At 64.7% G+C, this 19,388-nt stretch carries 21 protein-coding genes; 10 read left to right on the forward strand and 11 right to left on the reverse strand.

Features of this window, described 5'->3' with window-relative positions:
* The 4 genes from BHQ40_RS20370 to crtY form a co-directional block, all read right to left on the reverse strand.
* The coding region (locus BHQ40_RS20370) for a phytoene/squalene synthase family protein (RefSeq protein ID WP_290438444.1) at positions 1-552 on the reverse strand (552 nt) is incomplete at its 3' end.
* A 125-nt stretch (positions 553-677) separates the two neighbouring features.
* Positions 678-1,259, reverse strand: coding sequence for an LOG family protein (locus BHQ40_RS20375; protein WP_070157644.1), 582 nt, complete (start codon positions 1,257-1,259; stop codon positions 678-680).
* Positions 1,260-1,416: 157 nt separating this feature from the next.
* Entirely contained in the window at positions 1,417-2,901 is a 1,485-nt protein-coding gene (locus BHQ40_RS20380) for a phytoene desaturase (protein WP_070157645.1), read from the reverse strand.
* A complete protein-coding gene (gene crtY / locus BHQ40_RS20385) occupies positions 2,898-4,076 on the reverse strand; it encodes a lycopene beta-cyclase CrtY (protein WP_070157646.1) in 1,179 nt (392 codons plus the stop codon). The genes BHQ40_RS20380 and crtY overlap by 4 nt, the downstream gene beginning before the upstream one ends.
* A 77-nt stretch (positions 4,077-4,153) precedes the next feature.
* On the opposite strand from crtY, the gene BHQ40_RS20390 reads away from it, so the two are divergent.
* Positions 4,154-4,429: a metal/formaldehyde-sensitive transcriptional repressor gene (locus BHQ40_RS20390; protein WP_070157647.1), complete on the forward strand. Its 276-nt coding sequence runs from the start codon at positions 4,154-4,156 to the stop codon at positions 4,427-4,429.
* Position 4,430: 1 nt separating this feature from the next.
* Positions 4,431-5,417, forward strand: coding sequence for a CDF family Co(II)/Ni(II) efflux transporter DmeF (dmeF, locus tag BHQ40_RS20395; protein WP_070157648.1), 987 nt, complete (start codon positions 4,431-4,433; stop codon positions 5,415-5,417).
* 106 nt (positions 5,418-5,523) lie between these two features.
* On the opposite strand, the gene BHQ40_RS20400 is transcribed toward dmeF, so the two are convergent.
* From BHQ40_RS20400 to lipB, 4 genes are all read right to left on the reverse strand, one after another.
* A complete protein-coding gene (locus BHQ40_RS20400; protein WP_070157649.1) occupies positions 5,524-5,907 on the reverse strand; it encodes a DUF2501 domain-containing protein in 384 nt (127 codons plus the stop codon).
* Between the two features lie 117 nt (positions 5,908-6,024).
* Positions 6,025-6,681 (reverse strand): hypothetical protein, encoded by a 657-nt coding sequence (locus BHQ40_RS20405; RefSeq protein WP_246525013.1) that lies wholly within the window; start codon positions 6,679-6,681, stop codon positions 6,025-6,027.
* Between the two features lie 199 nt (positions 6,682-6,880).
* Complete coding sequence (locus BHQ40_RS20410) at positions 6,881-7,192, reverse strand: hypothetical protein (RefSeq protein ID WP_070157650.1); 312 nt, start codon at positions 7,190-7,192, stop codon at positions 6,881-6,883.
* 97 nt (positions 7,193-7,289) lie between these two features.
* Positions 7,290-7,952: a lipoyl(octanoyl) transferase LipB gene (gene lipB / locus BHQ40_RS20415; protein ID WP_070157651.1), complete on the reverse strand. Its 663-nt coding sequence runs from the start codon at positions 7,950-7,952 to the stop codon at positions 7,290-7,292.
* Between the two features lie 96 nt (positions 7,953-8,048).
* On the opposite strand from lipB, the gene BHQ40_RS20420 reads away from it, so the two are divergent.
* Positions 8,049-8,816, forward strand: a complete 768-nt coding sequence (locus BHQ40_RS20420) for a DUF7847 domain-containing protein (protein ID WP_070157652.1) — start codon at positions 8,049-8,051, stop codon at positions 8,814-8,816.
* Between the two features lie 12 nt (positions 8,817-8,828).
* Here the strand turns inward: BHQ40_RS20420 and BHQ40_RS20425 are convergent, their stop codons facing one another.
* Genes BHQ40_RS20425 through BHQ40_RS20435 form a run of 3 tightly spaced genes read right to left on the reverse strand, consistent with a single transcriptional unit; the run spans position 8,829 to position 10,723 of the window.
* Positions 8,829-9,413 (reverse strand): GNAT family N-acetyltransferase, encoded by a 585-nt coding sequence (locus BHQ40_RS20425; RefSeq protein ID WP_070157653.1) that lies wholly within the window; start codon positions 9,411-9,413, stop codon positions 8,829-8,831.
* Between the two features lie 6 nt (positions 9,414-9,419).
* Positions 9,420-10,268 carry an oxygen-dependent coproporphyrinogen oxidase gene (gene hemF, locus BHQ40_RS20430; RefSeq protein WP_070157654.1) on the reverse strand — a complete coding sequence of 283 codons (849 nt, stop codon included), beginning with the start codon at positions 10,266-10,268 and terminating at the stop codon, positions 9,420-9,422.
* Positions 10,265-10,723: a tRNA (cytidine(34)-2'-O)-methyltransferase gene (locus BHQ40_RS20435; RefSeq protein WP_070157655.1), complete on the reverse strand. Its 459-nt coding sequence runs from the start codon at positions 10,721-10,723 to the stop codon at positions 10,265-10,267. The genes hemF and BHQ40_RS20435 overlap by 4 nt, the downstream gene beginning before the upstream one ends.
* A gap of 202 nt (positions 10,724-10,925) precedes the next feature.
* Between BHQ40_RS20435 and petA the strand changes: the two genes are divergently transcribed.
* The 7 genes from petA to BHQ40_RS20470 all read left to right on the forward strand — a co-directional run.
* On the forward strand, positions 10,926-11,492 hold the full coding sequence (gene petA / locus BHQ40_RS20440) for a ubiquinol-cytochrome c reductase iron-sulfur subunit (protein WP_070157656.1): 567 nt from the start codon (positions 10,926-10,928) through the stop codon (positions 11,490-11,492).
* An 11-nt stretch (positions 11,493-11,503) separates the two neighbouring features.
* Positions 11,504-12,796: a cytochrome b gene (locus BHQ40_RS20445; RefSeq protein WP_070157657.1), complete on the forward strand. Its 1,293-nt coding sequence runs from the start codon at positions 11,504-11,506 to the stop codon at positions 12,794-12,796.
* Between the two features lie 15 nt (positions 12,797-12,811).
* Complete coding sequence (locus BHQ40_RS20450; protein ID WP_070157658.1) at positions 12,812-13,675, forward strand: cytochrome c1; 864 nt, start codon at positions 12,812-12,814, stop codon at positions 13,673-13,675.
* A gap of 92 nt (positions 13,676-13,767) precedes the next feature.
* A complete protein-coding gene (locus BHQ40_RS20455; RefSeq protein ID WP_070157659.1) occupies positions 13,768-14,304 on the forward strand; it encodes an adenine phosphoribosyltransferase in 537 nt (178 codons plus the stop codon).
* A 99-nt stretch (positions 14,305-14,403) separates the two neighbouring features.
* Complete coding sequence (locus BHQ40_RS20460; protein ID WP_070157662.1) at positions 14,404-15,600, forward strand: efflux RND transporter periplasmic adaptor subunit; 1,197 nt, start codon at positions 14,404-14,406, stop codon at positions 15,598-15,600.
* Complete coding sequence (locus tag BHQ40_RS20465) at positions 15,600-18,776, forward strand: efflux RND transporter permease subunit (protein WP_070157660.1); 3,177 nt, start codon at positions 15,600-15,602, stop codon at positions 18,774-18,776. The genes BHQ40_RS20460 and BHQ40_RS20465 overlap by 1 nt, the downstream gene beginning before the upstream one ends.
* Positions 18,773-19,388 (forward strand): TolC family protein (locus BHQ40_RS20470; protein WP_171905913.1); only part of this gene is annotated, 616 nt, incomplete at its 3' end. The genes BHQ40_RS20465 and BHQ40_RS20470, both read left to right, overlap by 4 nt.

A 19,388-nucleotide genomic window follows, 5' to 3' on the forward strand; every position in this document is an offset into this window, starting at 1 on the left:
GTCCATCTCGACCAGCCATTCGACCGGCAGGTAACAGCGCCCGGCCGCATCATCCTCGCTGACGTCGCGGGCGATATTGGCGAGCTGAAAGGCGAGGCCCAGGTCGCATGCCCGGTCCAGCGTCGCCTCGTCCGCCGGATCGACGCCCATCACCACCGCCATCATCAGGCCGACCGCCCCCGCGACATGATAGCAATATTGCAGCAAGTCGTTCTGCGTGCGCGGCCGCCATTCTCGCGCGTCGAGTGCGAAGCCTTCGATCAGGTCATGGGCGAAGCGATGCGGGATGCGGCATTCGGCCGCGACCACGCCGAAGCCGTCAAATGCCGGATTGCCGGTCGCTTCCCCGCGCAGGGCTGCATCGGTCAGGGTGCGGATGGTCGACAGCCGCACCTGTGCGTCCGCGACCGCGCGCATCGCCCCGCCATGATCCTGGCCATCGGCGAGATCGTCGCAGGCGCGGCACCAGCCATAGAGCAGCCACGCCCGCTCCCGCGTCACGGGGTCGAACAGCTTCGACGCCATGGCGAAGGATTTCGATCCGCGCGCGATGCTGCCGCGGGCATGGGCTACTAAAGCCCCCCTCCCGCTTGCGGGAGGGGTTGGGGGAGGGACTGAAATCTTGCTCACTCTGCCGACATGCCCTCCCCTGACCCCTCCCGCAAGCGGGAGGGGGATTACAGGTTTGCTGCCTTCATGCGGAAGATGGTGTCATGCGGCTCATAGGCCGCCATCCGCTCCAGCAGCGTGTCGAAATTGTCGGCGTGGATCAAAATCCCGGCATGCTGCGCCCGGATGAAGCCGGTTTCGATCATGTGCCGGTTGAACGCGATCAGATGGTCGTAATATCCCCCGGCATTCAGCAGCCCCACCGGCTTGTCATGATAGCCAAGCTGCGACCAGCTCACGGCTTCCCACAGTTCGTCCATCGTGCCGACGCCGCCCGGAATGGTGACGAACCCGTCCGACAGGTCGGTGAAAAGCTGTTTGCGCTGGTGCATGTTCGCCACGACATGCAGTTCCGTGCAGCCGCGATGCGCGACCTCGGCGTTGACCAGCGCCTCTGGGATCACGCCGATCACCTCACCGCCCGCCTCCAGCGCCGCGTCGGCCACCGCGCCCATCAGGCCCAGCCGCCCGCCGCCATAGACAAGCCCGATGCCGCGCCCGGCCAGCGTCCGCCCGACCATCCGCGCGCAGTCGATATAGATGGGATCGGCCGGGGTCGCCGACCCGCAATAGACAGCCAGGCGTTTCATATTCTGCGCCCCTCCCTTTCAAGGGAGGGGTTGGGGGTGGGTGGCGAGCGGAGCGAGCCCAGCAACGATTGCGAAAATGGCTGCGCCAGCGATTGCTGCGCAATCGCACCCACCCCTTCCCCCTCCCTTCCAGGGAGGGGCTTTCTCATGGATCTCGTCATCGGCTCAGATCCTCCATCATCAGCGTCGCCGTCGCCTTCGCGCTGCCCACCACGCCCGGAATGCCCGCGCCCGGATGCGTGCCTGCGCCCACCACATAGAGGTTGGGGATCACATCGTCGCGATTATGCGCTCGGAAAAAGGCGCTCTGGGTCAGCAGCGGCTCCAGGCTGAAGGCGTTGCCCATATGCGCGCCCAGATCACTGGCGAAGTCCGGCGGGGCATAGTGGAACTGGGTGACGATGCGGTCGCGAATGTCGGGGATCAGTCGCCGCTCGATCTCCGACAATATACGCTCGGCATAGCCCGGACCGACCCGGTCCCAGTCGATCGGCAGCTTGCCCATATGCGGCACCGGCGCCAGCGCATAGAATGTCGAGCAGCCCTCCGGCGCCATCGCTGGATCGGTGACGGTCGGATGATGCAGATAGAGCGAGAAATCCCCGGCCAGCACGCCATGCTGATAGATGTCGGTCAGCAACCCTTCATAGCGCGGGCCGAACAGGATCATATGGTGGGGGATGCCCGGCCAGCTTCCCTTGATGCCGAAATGCACGACGAACAGGCTGGGCGACCAGCGCTTGCGGCTGAGGCTGTCGGCATATTTCTGCCCGCGCGGATGATGGCTGAGCAGCTTGCCATAGCTGTGCATCAGGTCGGCATTGCTGGCGACGGCGTCCGCCTCGCCGCGCCAACCCGCCTTGGTCCGCACCGCCGTCGCGCGGTCGCCGATCGTCTCGATCTCCTCGACCGGATCGCCCAGCCGCAATGTGCCGCCGATCCGCTCGAAATGCGTAGCCATCGCCGCGACCAGCCGGTTGGTGCCGCCCTGCGCGAACCAGACGCCGCCCTCCTTCTCCAGCGTGTGGATAAGGGCGTAGATCGAACTGGTGCTCATCGGGTTGCCGCCGACCAGCAGCGTGTGGAAGGATAGCGCCTCGCGCAGCTTCTCATTCTTCACGAAGCTGGAGACCATCGAATAGACCGACCGCCACGCCTGATATTTGGCCAGGGCCGGTCCCGCCTTCACCATCGCCGCAAAGTCGAGGAAGGGCACGGAGCCGAGCTTGCGATAACCCTCCTCGCACACGCCCTTGCTGTAATCGATGAACCGCTCATATCCGGCGATGTCGGCGGGATCGAGCTTGCCGATCTCCCGGCGCAGGCCCACTTCGTCATTGGAATAGTCGAAATTCGTGCCGTCCGGCCAGTTGAGCCGGTAGAAGGGCGACACCGGGATCAGCTTCACATCGTCGGCCATGTCATGCCCGGTCAGCCGCCACAGCTCGGCAAGGCAGGGCGGATCGGTGATGACGGTGGGGCCAGCGTCGAACGTGAACCCGTCCCTGTGCCAGACATAGGCGCGCCCGCCCGGCCGGTCGCGCGCCTCGACCAGCGTGGTTTCGACGCCCGCCGCCTGCAGGCGGATGGCCAGGGCAAGGCCGCCAAAGCCCGCGCCGATGACGATCGCCTTTTTGGTCAAGACCTTGTTCCGCCGGTAATCGACTTATCTGTCAGCGCGCGCATGGCGCTCCTTATGGGCACCGGGGGGCGTCCGCACAAGATGCGCAGCCGGTCATATACGGTCGAGCGCCCGGCATAGAAGCGCCCGATCAGCGGTTCGGACAGGCCATAGAAGCGGGCGAAGATGCGCCACCGCTCTCTTGGCACCGCAGCGCGGAACAGCATCCGGTCGAGCAGGCGATAATATCCGCCCCTCGCCCAATGCGCCTTTGCGCGGGCGCGGCTTGCCGTGGCGAGGGCGGCGCCATCCATCGGCCACGCCTCCGTCAGCCAGGTGGCGAAGGCGACGGCATCGGGCAGGGAATAGCCGGTGGTCGGGTGGAACAGTCCGGCCCGGACCCCGGCGCGCGCGGCTATCGCGTCCGTTGGCCAGAAACGGCCGAAATCGCCGCCCATCACCACCGGCAGCACGCCCGTCTCCTCGCGCTCCACCGCCTCGACCCGCCAGCCCTTTGTCTTGGCATAGGCGGCGATCCGGGCGCGAATGGCTTCGGCATCCAGCACGGCATCATCGCTATAATAGGTGTCCTCGACAAAGATCGTGTCCGGCCCGGTCGGCAACACATAGACGAAGCGGTATCCGTCAATCTGCTCCACCGTGGCGTCCATAATGATCGGGCGGATCAGGCCATGCGGCACAGCGAGGCGCAGTTCCTGCCCCACGAATTTCTGCCAGCCGCAGGACAGCGCCGACAAATCCCCGCCACCCCGCGCATCGACAACGGCCTTGGCGACAACCATCCGCCCATCGGACAGCAGGGCGTTGCCCGGCCCGACATCGCTCACCGTCATGCCCCGCATGATCCGGTCGCCCAGCGCTGCGGTCAGTTGCGCGTCGAACCGTTCGGATGTGATGCTGTTATAAGGGGCGGTCAGCGTCCGCGCCATGCCGGGGAAGCGCACATCATGCCCGGCGGGCCAGCGATGCGCGACCAGCGGATCGACCAGCCAGCGGTCAGACGTCGCGACGTCGCCGTCAAAGAAGGACCAGACATGATTGCCGCCCACCGTCTGCCCGGCCTCGATCAGCAGGACATGCGCCTCCGGCCTGCGCGCAGCGAAGGCGAGGGCGATCAGGCCGCCGGCCAGTCCGCCGCCGACAATGGCGAGATCGCAGGGAATGGTGTTGCTCACGCCCCCTCGTTAGCCGCGCAGGCCCGGCGGGGATAGAGGCTTGAGCAATGCGCTCATATAGGGTAGGGGGGTATGCTATGGCGCATATCGTTGCAGACCGGCAGAAGTTGCTGGACCGGGTTCGCCGCATCGCGGGGCAGGTCGCCGCCGTCGAGCGGCAGTTGCAGGGGGATGCCGACTGTTCGGCGACCCTGCAACTGGTCGCGTCGGTGCGCGGCGCGGTCGGCGGCCTGATGGAGGAACTGATCGAAAGCCATGTGCGCGAGCATGTGGCCCCGCCGGGCATACCGGATGGCGAACGGGCGGCGGCGTCCGAGGAATTATTGGCCCTCATCCGGCGGTACGGGAAATAATATGGCGCAGCAGGGCAAGGGCCATCCCCGGCACTATTATGAGCATGCCTATCTGGGTTCGGCGCATGACCGGAACGCCCGGCGCACCTGGATCGTGATGATCCTGAATGCGCTGGCGATGGTTGTGGAGATCGCCACCGGATGGATCACCGGGTCGATGGCGCTGCTGGCTGACGGCTTCCACATGGCGACTGACGCGGGCGCGCTGGCGGTGGCCGCCATCGCCTATGCCTATGCGCGGCGGCACGTCCATAATGCGCGCTTCACCTTCGGCACCGGCAAGGTCGGGGATCTGGCGGCCTTCGCCTCGGCGATCATCCTTGGCCTCGCCGCCATCGGCATCGCGGTGGAGGCGGTCCTGCGCCTGATCTATCCGCTGACCGTGCGCTATGATGAGGCGATCATCGTCGCCATCCTGGGCCTGGTCGTGAATGTCGGCAGCGCCATGCTGCTGATGAAGGATGGCGGCCATGTGCACGGGCCGGGGCATGGTCACAGCCACAGCCACGCGCATCACGATCATGATCACGGGAACGGGCATGACCATAATCATGCCCACAACCATGATCATGCCCCCGGCGTCGCGGGTCAGGACAATAATCTGCGCGCCGCCTATCTGCATCTGGTGGCCGACGCCGTGACATCGGCGATGGCGATCATCGCGCTGGTGGCGGCGCGGATGACGGGTTGGGTCTGGCTGGACGCGGTGACCGGCCTTGCGGGCGCTATCCTGATCGCGCGCTGGTCCGTGATGCTGATGCGCGATTCGGCGGCGGTGCTGCTCGACACGGCGGATGACGCGCTGTTGGAGGCGATCCGCGCCAAGGCGGAGCGCACCGGCGCGACCATCGCGGACCTGCACGTCTGGCGCATCGGCCCCGAAGCGCATGCCGCGATCCTCAGCGTTCCCGGCGGCGACGCACAGGCCGTCCGCACGGCGCTGTCCGACATTTCCGGGCTTGAGCATGTGACGGTGGAGTGCCGTTAGGGCGACAGATGTCACCTTCTTCCGTTCGCCCTGAGCTTGTCGAAGAGCTGTCCTTTCTTGAAGAGAAGTGCAGGGCTTCGACAGGCTCAGCCCGAACGGCTCTGTCTTAAAGAAACGACTGCGCGTGCTGCAGCACGACATCGCATACCTTCGCCTTCGCCTTCGCTTTCAGGCTCCCCAGGGAGAGCGAGGAGCCGCCGTCCATCTGCAACAGGCCGTTCTGCCCATTGGCATAGCCGTCCGAAGATTTGACGCCGCCCTGGCCGGTCAGCTTGCCGAGCACGGACTTGGCATTGGTGCCGCCCAGAAATTTATTCTTCAGGCAATAGCCGATCACGCCGGCGGCATTGCTCGCGCCCACCGACGCGACATTGGGCAGGATCGCGCCCAGCAGGCCCGACTGCCCCAGGCCGGAAAGCTGCGCGGGCGCGGCGCTTGCGGTGGTCAGCAACAGGGCGATCGTTGCGGTGCGGATGAAAGCATGGGGCATGGGCATATCCTCCGGGGGCGGCCGGCTATGATCGCCGGCCTGCCTGCGCGTGGATATTGCGCCCAACTTGCCCGGACGGCAATGGGACTATCGCCAATGGGACCTCTTGATGAGCGGTCAGCCCGTTGGCTTGGCGGCCTGCGCTTCCGCTTCCCACCGCGCCTTGCAACTGGACAGCAGAAGGTCGCCCTTCTTCTTGTTCACTTTCCAGCATTTGTCGTCGAGCGGCGGCAGGCTGGCGCGGAAGCTGTATCCCGGCGTGCCGAAATATTGCTCGCCCGACAGGATCAGCGACTTTTTCAGCTCGCCCATGCGCTTCTGCGCGACCTCATAAAGATGCCCGCGATTCGCGAAGATCGCATCCCGGCCGATCGACCCGGCGATCTGGCAGAAGCCGCGTTGCGCCTGCACCGTGGAATAGGTGGAATAAATGCGCGTGCCATATTGGTCGGACGCGGCCTGACCGGCCTTGCCCTTGCCCACGGTCCGCTGGAAATAGCCGTTGAGCGTCTCCAGCGCGCTGGCCAGTTCGCTGTCATGATGCGCGATCATGGCATTGTAATTCGTGCGGGTCAGCAGCGTCGGCTCGAACTCGCATTGCAGGGCCGCCACGTTGAGCGCGGCGCGCAGGTTCCACACCAGCCCGGCGCGCAGCTCCTCCGGCGTCGCGCCCGGCAGGCCCAGCTTCAGGTCAGGCTCCGCACCCGTCACCGGCGGCGTCGAAAGATCGGGCGGATTCCAGAAAAGCTGGGCGTTCGCGGGCGCTGCGAACATGGTTAATGGCAGGACGGTCAGGGCGACCCGGCAGAGGGCGGAACGGATCACGATGCGCGTTTCCTTAAACAAGGCAGAGCGGCCGCACCCGGTGAGGCGGCTGCCCTTCGGGTAGCGGGTTGTGCGGCTTAGCATGGGCGTTTGATGCCGCCCCCGCTTGTCGATGAACCGCGCTGTATGAGAGATGAACCGGGGGTCGTTATTGGTCTGAAACGACTTCCGCGCTCTGCTCCGCCGGGGCGGCGCTGTTGGCGTCGCTATCGGACGCTGCTCGCGGCGCTGTCGCGTTGCTTGCTGCGACCGGGGCCATCGCCGTCCCCTCGGTGCGTACACCGTCCAGGTCGGTCATGGCGTCGCTCGTGGTGCCGTCCACCACTTCCATATCCTTCATCGCAATCGTGGCGTTGCCGCCCTCATTGCCCTTGCTGCATGCCGCCAGCGAAAGCGTCATCGCGGCTGCCAGGCACAGGGCGCTGGTCATGCGGCGGGTGGCGGTGGAGGATGAACGCATCCTGATCTCCAAATATGACGGACCCGATTATGCGCTTGTCATGCGCTTTTGACTGAAACCCAGATGCGGGAAAGGTTAACCGGACGCAAGCCTTCGCTCACGCCGCACGCACGCATCGGCCCAGCCGTGCGAGGAACGCGGGGAAATGTCGTTCCAGAGCCGTATCGAATTCGCGCATCCCTATATCCTTGCCCAGAGCCTGCATGCTCGTGACGGGATATTCGGCGATTCCGCAGGGAATAATGCCTCCAAAATGTGTGAGGTCCGGCGCGACATTCACTGAGAATCCATGCAGCGTCACCCATTTGCGTACGCGCACGCCGATCGCCCCGATCTTCGCCTCGCGCCCCTGCAGGTCATCGGTCCATATGCCGATCCGCCCTTCCGCCCGGCGCGCGGGGATGTCGAAATCGGCCAGGCTGTCGATCACCCAGCCTTCCAGATTATGCACGAAATTGCGGATGTCCTTGCCGCGCGTGGCGAGGTTCATGCTCAGATAGCCGACCCGCTGGCCCGGCCCATGATAGGTGTAGCGGCCGCCGCGCCCGGCGTCATAGACGGGAAAGCGCCTGTCCAGCATCTCGGCCGGATCGGCGCTTGTCCCGGCGGTGTAGAGCGGGGGATGCTCCAGCAGCCATATCCGTTCGGAAGCCTCGCCCGCGGCGATGGTGGCGGCGCGCGCCTCCATGTCCGCCAGCGCCTCCGGATAGGGCACCTGCGCTTCGTCCCGCCGCCATTCGAAACCGTCTATGCTGTTCATGGCGTTTCCTTGACTTGGGAAAGGCGAGCGATCAAGTCTGCCGCTTCACGCCGCCCGTGACTACGACGGGACGGCAAAAGGGTCTGGAAGGAAGATATGGCTGCGCTCTCGATCGGCAAGGCGTGGGAGGAAAGCACCGCCTTCGTCAAGCGGGAAGGGCAGTTGCTCTTTCCCGTGGCGCTGCTGTTCCTCGCGGTGCCGGTCGCCATCCTGTTCCAGATGATGCCGCCCGAATTTCTTCAGATGACGCCGGGGCAGAAGATGCCGCCGCTGCCCGGAACCGTGAAACTCGGCATGATGATCACCGCGGTCATCACCCTTGCCGGGTCGCTGACCATCTTCGCCCTGGCGCTCAAGCCGGGAATCAGCGTCGGCGAAGCGATCAGGCTGGGCGTTCAACGCCTGCCGGTGCTGCTGGGTGCGATGCTCATCGTCGGAACCGCCTCCCTGCTTGGCATCTCGCTGATCGCCGGCCTGCTGGCGGCGGTGATCGGCCTGGCTGGCGCGATGCGCCTGGCGACGGTCGCCACCTTGCTGGGCATGCTGTATCTGGCGACGCGGCTGTTGCTGCTCAACGCCGTGGTGATCGACCGGCCGGGCGGCATTGTGCAGAGCCTGAAAGCGGCCTGGGCGTTGACCTCCGGCCATTTCTGGCGGCTGGCCGCGTTTCTCGCCGTGCTTCTGATCATCTCGTCCGTCATTCAGATGGCGGTGCAGGCTGTATTCGGCGTGATCGCCGGTCTTGCCGGAGGACCGGCCGCCGCGCAGGCGGCGGGCGATGTGGCGGGCGCCGCCTGTTCGGCCGTGATCCAGGTCTATCTGCAGGTCATGCTAGCCCGCATCTACCGGCAACTGCACGGCTGATCGCCGCCCCTTTCACGCCAATATCGGGATATGCGCTGCCGCCTCGCGCGGCATCAGGCCCGAAACGCGCGGGTCGTCGAATATCTCGACTTCCCGGTGGAAGGGCGTGAAGCCCGACTTGATATAGAAGCCGAGCGCCCTGGGATCGTCCAGCGTGCAGGTATGCACCCAGAAACGCTCGACGCCCTTGCGCCACGCCAGCGACCTTGTCTGCGCCATCATCCAGCGCCCGAATCCCTTTCCGGCAAGTTCCGGGATCAGGCCGAAGAAGGACAGTTCGCAGTCCGGCATCTGGCGGAAATCCAGCTCGATGATGCCGACCTCTATCCCCTTGGGGTCGCACACCGCATATATCTCGACCGCCGGGTCGTGGATGATGTCCGTCACCCGCGCGTCCGGCATGACCAGCCGGGAAAACCACATCCACGGTTCCCCGACGCGGCGGAACAGGGCGCGATATTTCTCCAGCGCCGGTTCCTGCCATCGCACCAGCCGCAGGGCGGACGTGGCCATCGGCGCGGGCCTTGGCCTCTCGCGCATTTCCAGATGGGTGACGATTGTCGCGATCTGGCGCGCATCGACAGGGGTCAGCGACATGGGCGATCAGCTCCAGCTCGCCATCGGCGGCAGGCTCATCAGGATCGCCTCGATATTGCCGCCGGTCTTGAGGCCGAACAGCGTGCCCCGGTCATGGACCAGGTTGAACTCCGCATAACGCCCGCGCCATTCGAACATCTGGGCCTTGTCGGCTTCGGTCCATGGGCTGTTCATCCGGCGGCGGACGATCGGCGGGAAGGCGGCCAGGAATGCCTCGCCCACGCTTTTCGTGAAGGCGAAGTTCGCGTCGAAATCGCCGGTCAGATGATCGTAGAATATGCCGCCGACGCCGCGATGCACCTTGCGATGCGGGATGTAGAAATAGTCGTCGGCCCACGCCTTGAACTTGTCATAATAGGACGGGTCGTGGGCGTCGCAGGCGGATTTGAACGCCGCGTGAAAATCCGCCGTGTCCTCGGCATAGGGAATCGGCGGGTTCAGGTCCGCGCCGCCGCCGAACCAGCGCTTCTCCGTCACCAGAAAGCGCGTGTTCATATGGACGGCGGGCACATGCGGGTTGGCCATATGGGCGACCAGGCTGATTCCGGTGGCGAAGAAGCGCGGATCATTCTCCGCGCCGTGGATCGTCTTGGCGAATTCCGGGGCAAAGACGCCGCCGACGGTGGAGACGTTCACGCCGACCTTCTCGAACACCTTGCCCTTCATCACGCCGCGCACGCCGCCGCCGCCCTCGCCGGGGGCGATGCCCTCCGCCTCGCGGTCCCAGGGGGTGAACAGGAAAGAGGCGTCGCTTCCCGCTTCCCGCTCAATCTCCTCGAAGGCGTTGCAGATTCGGGTGCGCAGCGATTCGAACCAGGCGCGCGCTTCGCTCTGTTCCCCGTCCAATGTGATCATTGCGGATATTGTCCCGTCTGTCTCAAAGCCTCGCTGAGCGCGATGCCCGCAGACACGGCGATGTTCAAGGACCGAAAACCCGCCGCCATGGGAATCCGCACGCGCAGGTCGGCGATATCGCGCACGTCGTCGGGCACGCCTGCCCCCTCCGACCCCATCAGGAGCACGTCGTCGTTCAGGAAGCGGGTGTCGGGCAGGGGGCTGGAGGCATGGCTGCTCAACAGCACGATGCGGCGGCCTTTTGCGACGCAATCCTCCCGGAAATCGCTGAAATTGGCGTGTTTTACGACATCCGCCGCCTTTCCATAATCCATCGCCGCCCGTTTCAAGCGCGCGTCGGAGAAGGCGAATCCGCAGGGCATGATGATATCCACCGGCGTCGCGAAGCATGCGGCGAGGCGCAGGATGGCTCCGACATTCCCGGCAATTTCGGGCTGGTAAAGGGCTAGTCGCATGCGCCGCCCATAGTGCAGTGCGGCAAATTGTCATAGCCAACACAAATAGCTGTTGGCAAAACCTATATTGGAACGCTACAGCCGCCCCAACCGCGCCTGGGGGATGGGGGTGTGCCGTGTTTTCGGCTGCCCGAATCTCTTGAAAATCATGGCCGATCAAGGCAAGGCGGCGGTTACAGGGACGACTAAGAGGGGTCATTGCATGGCGACGGCTGAACATACGGGAACCGAAGGTCTATCCGGGGGGGACGGTGTAAGGCGGCGCGACTTCATCAATATCGCGGCGGTCAGCTTCGCCGGAGTTGGCGCAGTTGCGGTAGTGCTTCCCCTCGTCAACCAGATGAATCCCAGCGCGGACGTGCTGGCTCTGGCGTCGAGCGAAGTCGACCTGTCCGCCATTCAGCCTGGTCAGGCGATCAAGACCACCTTCCGCAGCCAGCCGCTGTTCGTCCGTCACCTGACGCCGAAGGAAATTGCGGAGGCCGATGCGGTCGACGCATCCACCCTGCGCGATCCCCAGACGCTGGAGGAACGCACCGTCGACGGCAAGAAGCAGTGGCTCGTGACCATGGGCGTCTGCACCCACCTGGGCTGCGTGCCGCTGGGCGCGGGCGAGGGTGAGGTTCGCGGCGAATATGGCGGCTATTTCTGCCCCTGCCACGGATCGAGCTACGATACGGCGGCGCGTATCCGCAAGGGACCTGCTCCGCTGAACCTTGAGGTTCCGGAGTATAAGTTCACGTCCGACACCGCCATTCTCGTAGGCTGAGGTAAAGATCCATGAGTTTCCCCTGGGCAGCACATTACACCCCCAAGGCGCCGCTGATGAAGTGGATCGACGAGCGTTTGCCGCTCCCGCGCCTTGTCTATAACAGCATCGGCGCCGGGTATCCGGTTCCGCGCAACCTGAACTATATGTGGAACTTCGGCGTCCTGTCGGGTCTCGCACTGGTCATCCAGATCGTCTCCGGCATCATCATGGCGATGCATTACGCCGCCAATGATCTGGTCGCGTTCGGCACGGTCGAGCATGTGATGCGCGACGTGAACTCCGGCTGGCTGATCCGCTACGCCCACGCCAACGGCGCCAGCTTCTTCTTCATCGTGGTCTATCTCCACATCTTCCGCGGCCTTTTCTACGGATCGTACAAGGCGCCGCGCGAAATGGTGTGGCTGCTTGGCCTCGTCATCTACCTGCTGATGATGGCCACCGCCTTCATGGGCTATGTGCTTCCCTGGGGCCAGATGAGCTATTGGGGCGCGAAGGTGATCACCGGCCTGTTCGGCGCGATCCCCGTGGTCGGCGAGCCGATCCAGACCTGGCTTCTCGGCGGTTTCGCGCCGGGCAACGCCGCGCTCAACCGTTTCTTCTCGCTCCACTATCTGCTGCCGTTCGTGATTGCGGGCGTCATCATCCTGCACATCTGGGCGCTGCACATTCCGGGGTCCAACAACCCGACCGGCGTTGATGTGAAGGGTCCGCAGGACACCGTGCCTTTCCACCCCTATTATACGGCGAAGGACGGTTTCGGGGCGGGCGTGTTCCTGATCCTGTTCTCGATCCTGCTGTTCTTCGCGCCCAACTTCCTGGGCCACCCGGACAATTATATCGAGGCGAACCCGCTTTCGACGCCTGCGCACATCGTGCCGGAATGGTATTTCTGGCCCTTCTACGCGATCCTGCGCGCCTTCACCTTCGACTTCTTCTTCGTCCCGGCGAAGCTGCTCGGCGTGCTGGCGATGTTCGCGGCGATCCTGCTGCTGTTCTTCCTGCCCTGGCTGGACAATTCGCCGGTTCGTTCCGGCAAGTTCCGCCCGGTGTTCAAGCAGTTCTTCATCGTGCTGTGCATCGACGTGCTGATCCTGGGATGGTGCGGCGGCGCACCTGCGACCGCGGGCTATGTCATGATCTCCCAGATCGCGGCGGCCTATTATTTCGCCCACTTCCTGATCATCCTGCCGTTGATCGCGATGTTCGAAAAGCCGCTGCCGCTGCCCAACTCGATCACAGAGGCGGTGCTGGCCAAACATAATCTGCAGGGCGAAGAGCCCGCCGCCGTACCGGCCGAATAAGGGGACCCACCGGACATGCTTCGCGCCATCCTGATCGCCATCGGCGTATTCTTCTCCGGCATGATGCTCTACTCCTTCGGGGCGAGCACCTATGCCTATCTGACCGACCCGGCGGCGCCGACGGCGGAGGAGGAGTTCCACCTTCACCCCAAGGAAGTGCACTTCTCCTTCAACGGCTCGCTCGGCCATTATGACCGGCAGCAGCTTCAGCGCGGCTTCCAGGTGTTCAAGGAGGTCTGCTCGGCCTGCCACAGCCTGAAGTTCGTCGCCTTCCGCGATCTGGAGCAGCTTGGCTATTCCGAGGCAGAGGTGAAGGCGATCGCCAAGCAGTGGACGATCAAGGCGCCCGACGTCGATCCTAAGACCGGCGAGCCTTCGACCCGCGATCCGGTTCCGGCCGATCACTTCCCCAAGCCCTTCGCGAACAATGTCGCGGCGGCGGCGGCGAACAACAACGCCATTCCGCCAGACCTGTCGCTGATGGCGAAGGCGCGGCATGACGGCCCGGCCTATATCCATTCGCTGCTGACCGGCTTCCAGAGCCAGGAAGGCTTCAAGAATGCGAAGGGCAAGGAGCTGCTGAAGGAGTTCCCGGACTCCAAGACGCCTGAGGGCCTGCACTTCAACCCCTATTTCGCCAACCTCAACCTGGCGATGGCGCCGCCGCTGACGGCCGAGGGTCAGGTGAGCTATGGTGACGGCACCAAGGCGACCGTGGACCAGATGGCGACCGACGTGTCCGCATTCCTGATGTGGACCGCCGAACCGAAGCTGGAAAGCCGCAAGAGCACCGGCATGGCCGTGCTGTTCTTCCTGCTGATCGCGACGGGCCTGGCCTATCTGTCCTACCGGAACATCTGGGCCGACAAGAAACATTGATGCCGGCCGCCCGGCGACGAGCGGCATGTGACAAGTCGAGCGGCGCGGTTCCTTATGCGAACCGCGCCGTTTGTCTTTGAAGGGACTGGCGGATGACACCCGATGAACTGAAATCGCTGGTGCGGGCGATCCCCGACTTTCCAAAGCCGGGCATCCAGTTTCGCGATGTCACGACCCTGCTGGCCGATCCCGCCGGGCTGAAGGCGGTGATCGACGGCCTTGCCTCGATCGCCCGGCCTGTCGATGCGGACCTTGTCGTCGGGATAGAGGCGCGGGGTTTCATTCTGGGCGCGGCGCTCGCCGTCGCGCTGGGCACGGGCTTCGTCCCGGTGCGCAAGGCGGGCAAGCTCCCCGGCAAAACCGTGGGCATCGACTATGTGCTGGAATATGGCACTGACCGGCTGGAGATTCATGAGGGGCAGGTGCCCGTCGGCGCGCGCATCATTCTGGTCGACGATCTGATCGCCACGGGGGGCACGGCGCTGGCCGCTGCGCAGTTGCTGCGGGAGCAGGGCGCAAGCGTTGAAATGGCCCTGTTCGCGATCGATTTGCCGGAGCTTGGCGGCATGGCGGCGCTGAAGGCCGATGGCGTGGCGACCTCTGCTCTTATGGCTTTTGCCGGTCATTAATATAAGATAACCCCTCGGTCACAAATTTGTGACCACAGGCAGGGGAAAAAACATGCGTTGCATCTTGCAATCCTTATTGCGCCGCAACAAATAGCCGCCATGCGTTTCTCGATCCTCTCCGCGGCGATCGCCGCCACCCTCCTGGCCGCCTGCTCTGGAGGAAAGCCTCCCGCTCCGCCGCCACCCGGCGTGACGCTGGCTACGCCGCTGCAGCGCGATGTGACGGATTGGGATGAATATGTCGGCCGGTTTGAGGCTGTGCAGGGCGTCGAGGTGATGCCGCGCGTCTCCGGGCAGATCACCAGCATCAATTTCCGCGCGGGGCTGAGCGTGCCGTCCGGCCAATTGCTGTTCCAGATCGACCCGCGCCCGTACCGCGCCGCGCTGGAACAGGCGAAGGCGCAGGTGCTGCGGTCGCAGGCCGCGCTGGCCAATGCGCAGAGCGAGATGAAACGGTCGGAGGAGCTGCGCAAGTTTCAGGCCGTGAGCCAGGAGGAGAATGAGACCAAGCTGGCCACCCTGCGCTCCGCCCAGGCCGATCTCGCGGCTGCAAAGGCGGCGGCGGACGCCCGCGCGCTCGACCTCAGCTTTACCTCCGTCCGTGCGCCGATCAGCGGCCGTGTGTCCGACCGGCGCGTCGCCATTGGCGATTATGTGACGGCGGGCCAGACGCTGCTGACCACGGTCGTCACCGTCGACCCGATCTGGTTCAGCTTTGAGGGCGCGGAAAGCTTCTACCTCAAATATATACGTCAGGCGGCGAAGGGCGAACGCGCCTCGTCCCGCTACGCCGCCAATCCGGTGGACATCCAGCTCGCCGACGAAACCGGCTATAACTGGCATGGCCGGATGATCTTCGTCGATAACGCCATCGACAATAATAGCGGCACGATCCGCGCCCATGCCGAAGTACCTAATCCCAAGGGCTTTCTGGTGCCCGGCATGTTCGGCCGCGCCCGCCTTCTGGGGTCCGGCACCTATAAGGCGCTGCTGGTGCCCGACGAGGCGATCGTGACCGATCAGACCCGCAAGCTGGTCTATCTGGTCGGCAAGGATGGCAAGACCATTGCCCGCCCCGTGGAGACCGGTCCGATGGTGGAGGGCCTGCGCGTCATCCGCGAGGGGCTGAAACCCGGCGAGAAGATCGTGATCGACGGCCTTGCCCGTCTGCAGCCCGGCATGCCGGTGACGCCGCGTGAGGGCAAGATCGCGCCCCGCAATACTGACGCGCCGACATCCGAACCGTCGCAGGCGCCCAAGCCGGATGCCGCCACGCCCGCCGGAAACGCGCGCTGATGCGTCTGCCGCATTTCTTTATCGACCGGCCCATCTTTGCGGCGGTGCTTTCCATTCTGGTGATCATTGCCGGATTGGTCGCCTATCCCGGCCTGCCGATCGGCCAATATCCGGAAATTGCGCCGCCGACCATTGTCGTCAACGCCAGCTATCCGGGTGCTTCGGCGGAAACCCTGGCGGAAACCGTCGCCGCGCCGCTTGAGGAATCGATCAACGGCGTGGAGGACATGATCTACATGTCCTCCTCGTCCACGGCCTCCGGCGTGCTGGCGATCACCGTGACCTTCAAGCAGGGGACCAATGTCGATCAGGCGCAGGTCCTGGTGCAGAATCGCGTATCCTCCGCCGAACCCCGCCTGCCCGATCAGGTGCGGCAGATCGGCGTCACCGTGCGAAAGAACTCGCCGGACCTGTTGATGGTGGTGTCGCTCATCTCCCCCGACAAAAGCCTGTCGACCCAATATATCTCCAACTATGCCACGCTGCAGGTAAGGGATCGCCTGGTCCGCATTCAGGGCGTCGGCGGCGTGCAGGCGTTCGGTTCGCGCGACTATAATATGCGCATCTGGATCGACCCGGATCTTGCCGCCGCCCGCAATCTGACCGTGGATGAGATCACTGCGGCGATCCGCAGCCAGAATGCGCAGGTCGCGGCCGGGTCGGTCGGGCAGCCGCCATTCAATCAGGGCGGCACCGCGTTTCAGCTCAACATCCAGACCCAGGGCCGCCTGACCACGCCGGAGGAATTTGGCCAGATCATCATCAAGCGCGACGATCAGGGCCGCCTGACGCGCATACGCGATGTCGCGCGGGTGGAACTGGGCGCGCTCGACTATCTGACCAACGGCTATATTGACGGCAAGCCCGCCGTCTCCATGATCGTCAGCCAGTTGCCGGGGTCCAACGCGCTGGAAACGGCCGCCGCCGTGCGCAAGGAAATGGGGGAAATCGCCAAAAGCTTCCCGCCCGGCTTGATCTACAGCATTCCCTACAACCCCACCGAATATATCACGGCGTCGATCGACGCGGTGCAGCGGACGCTGATAGAGGCGCTGATCCTGGTGTCGCTGGTGGTGTTGCTGTTCCTGCAGAGCTGGCGCGCGGCGATCATCCCGATCATCGCCATCCCGGTGTCGCTGGTCGGCAGCCTGGCGCTGATGGCGGCATTCGGCTTCTCGCTGAACAATCCGTCGCTGTTCGGGCTGGTGCTGGCCATCGGCATCGTGGTCGATGACGCCATCGTCGTTGTCGAGAATATTGAGCGCCTGATGGATGAGGAGGGGCTGACGCCGCTCGCCGCCGCGCACAAGACGATGGATGAAGTGTCCGGCGCGCTGATCGCGATCGCGCTCGTCCTGTGCGGCGTGTTCATTCCGACCGCCTTCATTCCGGGCATCACCGGCGCATTCTATAAACAGTTCGCCCTGACCATCGTCGGCGCGACGGCCATCTCCGCCTTTGTGTCGCTGACGCTTTCGCCCGCGCTGGGCGCGCTGATCCTGAAGCCCAAGCATGAGCATGAACCGGCGGAGGGCTGGCGCGGATTGCCCGGCCGGTTCGCGCGCGGCTTCAATCGCGGCTTTGAAAAACTCAGCGAGCGATATGGCCGCATCACTGCCCGCGCCGTTCGCATGCTTGTGATCGTCGGCGTCGCCTATGCCCTGCTGCTGGTCCTCGCCGGCTGGCGCTTCACCCAGACGCCCAGCGGCTTCATCCCCGCGCAGGATCAGGGCTATCTGATCACGGTGGTTCAGATGCCACCCGGCTCCGCGCTTCAGCGCACGGATGAAACGCTGCGTTCGGTCGTTGCCGATGTGCAAAAGAACCCGGCCGTGGACGGCAGCGTTGCCTTCGCCGGTTTCGACGGCGCGACATTCAGCCAGACGCCCAGCGCCGCCACCATATTCGTGCGCCTGAAACCGCATGCCGATCGCAAGAAGGCCGATGCCGTCGCCGCCGAGCTGATGCCCACCCTGTCGAAGATCACGGCGGGCAGCGTGTTCGTCATCGCGCCTCCGCCCATTCGCGGCCTTGGCACCGGCGGCGGATACAAGATGATCATCGAGGATCGCGCCGGCGCGGGATATAAGGCGCTGGAGGCGGCGGCGTTCCAGATGATGGGCGCGGCGAACCAGACGGAGGGACTGACCTCCGTATTCACCGTGTTCAACACGCGCACGCCGCGCCTCTATGCGGACATTGACCGTCAGAAGGCCGAGCAGCTTGGCGTGCCCGTCGATAATATCTTCGCGACATTGGGCACCTATCTGGGTTCCGCCTATATCAACGACTTCAACTATCTGGGCCGCACCTTCCGCGTGACGGCGCAGGCGGATGCGCCGCACCGTGACGATGTTGACGATATCGGCAATCTCAAGACCCGCTCGGCCAGCGGCGCGATGGTGCCGATGGCGTCGATCATGACGCTGCGCAATGACAGCGGCCCCTATCGCGTGGTGCGCTATAATCTCTATCCGGCGGCCGAGCTGCAGGGCGAAACCGTGCGCGGCTATTCCAGCGGCCAGTCGCTCAAGGCGATGGAGGATCTGGCCCAGAAAGTCCTGCCGCCCGGCTTCGCCTATGAATGGACGGAAATCGCCTATGAACAGCAGCAGGCGGGCAATACCGGCATCATCGCCTTCGGCCTCGCCGTGGTGTTCGTGTTCCTCCTGCTCGCCGCGCAATATGAAAGCCTGATCCTGCCATTGGCGGTGATCCTGATCGTGCCGATGTGCCTTCTGGCGGCTATCCTTGGCGTCAACCTGATGGGCGGCGACAATAATATCCTGACGCAGATCGGCCTGGTCGTGCTGATCGGCCTTGCGGCGAAGAATGCGATCCTGATCGTGGAGTTCGCGCGCCAGGGCGAGGAGGAGGGGCTGGACATGCGCGAGGCGGCGGAACGCGCCGCGCATCAGCGCCTGCGCCCGATTCTGATGACCTCTATCGCCTTCATCCTTGGCGTGCTGCCGCTGGTCATCTCCACCGGGCCGGGCGCGGAAATGCGGCAGGCGCTGGGCATCGCCGTATTCTTCGGCATGATCGGCGTAACCTTCTTCGGCCTGCTGTTCACGCCCGCCTTCTACGTGATCAGCCGCAGCCTGGGCGAAAAGGTCAGCACATGGGTGCGGGAACGCCGCGGCAGGCGCGCGCCGGACGGGGAGGCAAGCGCATGAGGCGTCTCCTGCTTTCCGCCAGCGCCGTTCTGGCGCTCTCCGCCTGCGCCGTCGGGCCGGATTATCACGCGCCCAAGCCGCTCGCCCCCGCGCAGACGGACCTGAAGGAAGCGACGGCGGGGGCCACCCTCTCGGTCGACCCGCTGCCCGAAAAATGGTGGCGTTTGTTTGACGATCCTACGCTTGACGGGCTGGTCGAAAAGGCGCTGGCGCATAATACCGACCTGCGCGTCGCTGCCGCCAACCTCAAGCGCGCGCGGGCGGTGCTGGGCGAGGCGCGGGCCGCCCGTCTGCCGACCACCAATGTCAGCGCGCAGGGCACCTATCAGCAGATCGGCATCGGCAATCCGCAGATGCAGGGGCTGAGCGGGCCGATCCGCACCGATTTCTACACCGCCGGATTTGACGCTTCCTATGAGCTTGACCTGTTCGGCGGCGTCAGCCGGTCGATAGAGGCGGCGCGCGGCGATTATGGCGCGGCGCAGGCGGCGCTGGACGCGGCGCGGGTCTCTATCGCGGCGGAAACCGCCCGCACTTACGCCTCGGCCTGCGGTTTCGGCGCGCAAGCGGCGACAGCGCGGGAGACGGTGGAGCTGCAGGCCAAGACGCTTG

It is taken from the genome of Sphingobium phenoxybenzoativorans (assembly GCF_001757355.1).
Classification (GTDB): domain Bacteria; phylum Pseudomonadota; class Alphaproteobacteria; order Sphingomonadales; family Sphingomonadaceae; genus Sphingobium; species Sphingobium phenoxybenzoativorans.

Excerpts from the sequence above, each read along its gene's own strand:
- BHQ40_RS20375 (WP_070157644.1), bottom strand. The coding sequence starts at position 1,259 with ATGAAACGCCTGGCTGTCTATTGCGGGTCGGCGACCCCGGCCGATCCC.
- BHQ40_RS20390 (WP_070157647.1), top strand. The coding sequence starts at position 4,154 with ATGGCGCATATCGTTGCAGACCGGCAGAAGTTGCTGGACCGGGTTCGC.
- dmeF (WP_070157648.1), top strand. The coding sequence starts at position 4,431 with ATGGCGCAGCAGGGCAAGGGCCATCCCCGGCACTATTATGAGCATGCC.
- BHQ40_RS20400 (WP_070157649.1), bottom strand. The coding sequence starts at position 5,907 with ATGCCCCATGCTTTCATCCGCACCGCAACGATCGCCCTGTTGCTGACC.
- BHQ40_RS20405 (WP_246525013.1), bottom strand. The coding sequence starts at position 6,681 with ATGTTCGCAGCGCCCGCGAACGCCCAGCTTTTCTGGAATCCGCCCGAT.
- BHQ40_RS20410 (WP_070157650.1), bottom strand. The coding sequence starts at position 7,192 with ATGCGTTCATCCTCCACCGCCACCCGCCGCATGACCAGCGCCCTGTGC.
- lipB (WP_070157651.1), bottom strand. The coding sequence starts at position 7,952 with ATGAACAGCATAGACGGTTTCGAATGGCGGCGGGACGAAGCGCAGGTG.
- BHQ40_RS20420 (WP_070157652.1), top strand. The coding sequence starts at position 8,049 with ATGGCTGCGCTCTCGATCGGCAAGGCGTGGGAGGAAAGCACCGCCTTC.
- BHQ40_RS20425 (WP_070157653.1), bottom strand. The coding sequence starts at position 9,413 with ATGTCGCTGACCCCTGTCGATGCGCGCCAGATCGCGACAATCGTCACC.
- hemF (WP_070157654.1), bottom strand. The coding sequence starts at position 10,268 with ATGATCACATTGGACGGGGAACAGAGCGAAGCGCGCGCCTGGTTCGAA.
- BHQ40_RS20435 (WP_070157655.1), bottom strand. The coding sequence starts at position 10,723 with ATGCGACTAGCCCTTTACCAGCCCGAAATTGCCGGGAATGTCGGAGCC.
- petA (WP_070157656.1), top strand. The coding sequence starts at position 10,926 with ATGGCGACGGCTGAACATACGGGAACCGAAGGTCTATCCGGGGGGGAC.
- BHQ40_RS20445 (WP_070157657.1), top strand. The coding sequence starts at position 11,504 with ATGAGTTTCCCCTGGGCAGCACATTACACCCCCAAGGCGCCGCTGATG.
- BHQ40_RS20450 (WP_070157658.1), top strand. The coding sequence starts at position 12,812 with ATGCTTCGCGCCATCCTGATCGCCATCGGCGTATTCTTCTCCGGCATG.
- BHQ40_RS20455 (WP_070157659.1), top strand. The coding sequence starts at position 13,768 with ATGACACCCGATGAACTGAAATCGCTGGTGCGGGCGATCCCCGACTTT.
- BHQ40_RS20460 (WP_070157662.1), top strand. The coding sequence starts at position 14,404 with ATGCGTTTCTCGATCCTCTCCGCGGCGATCGCCGCCACCCTCCTGGCC.
- BHQ40_RS20465 (WP_070157660.1), top strand. The coding sequence starts at position 15,600 with ATGCGTCTGCCGCATTTCTTTATCGACCGGCCCATCTTTGCGGCGGTG.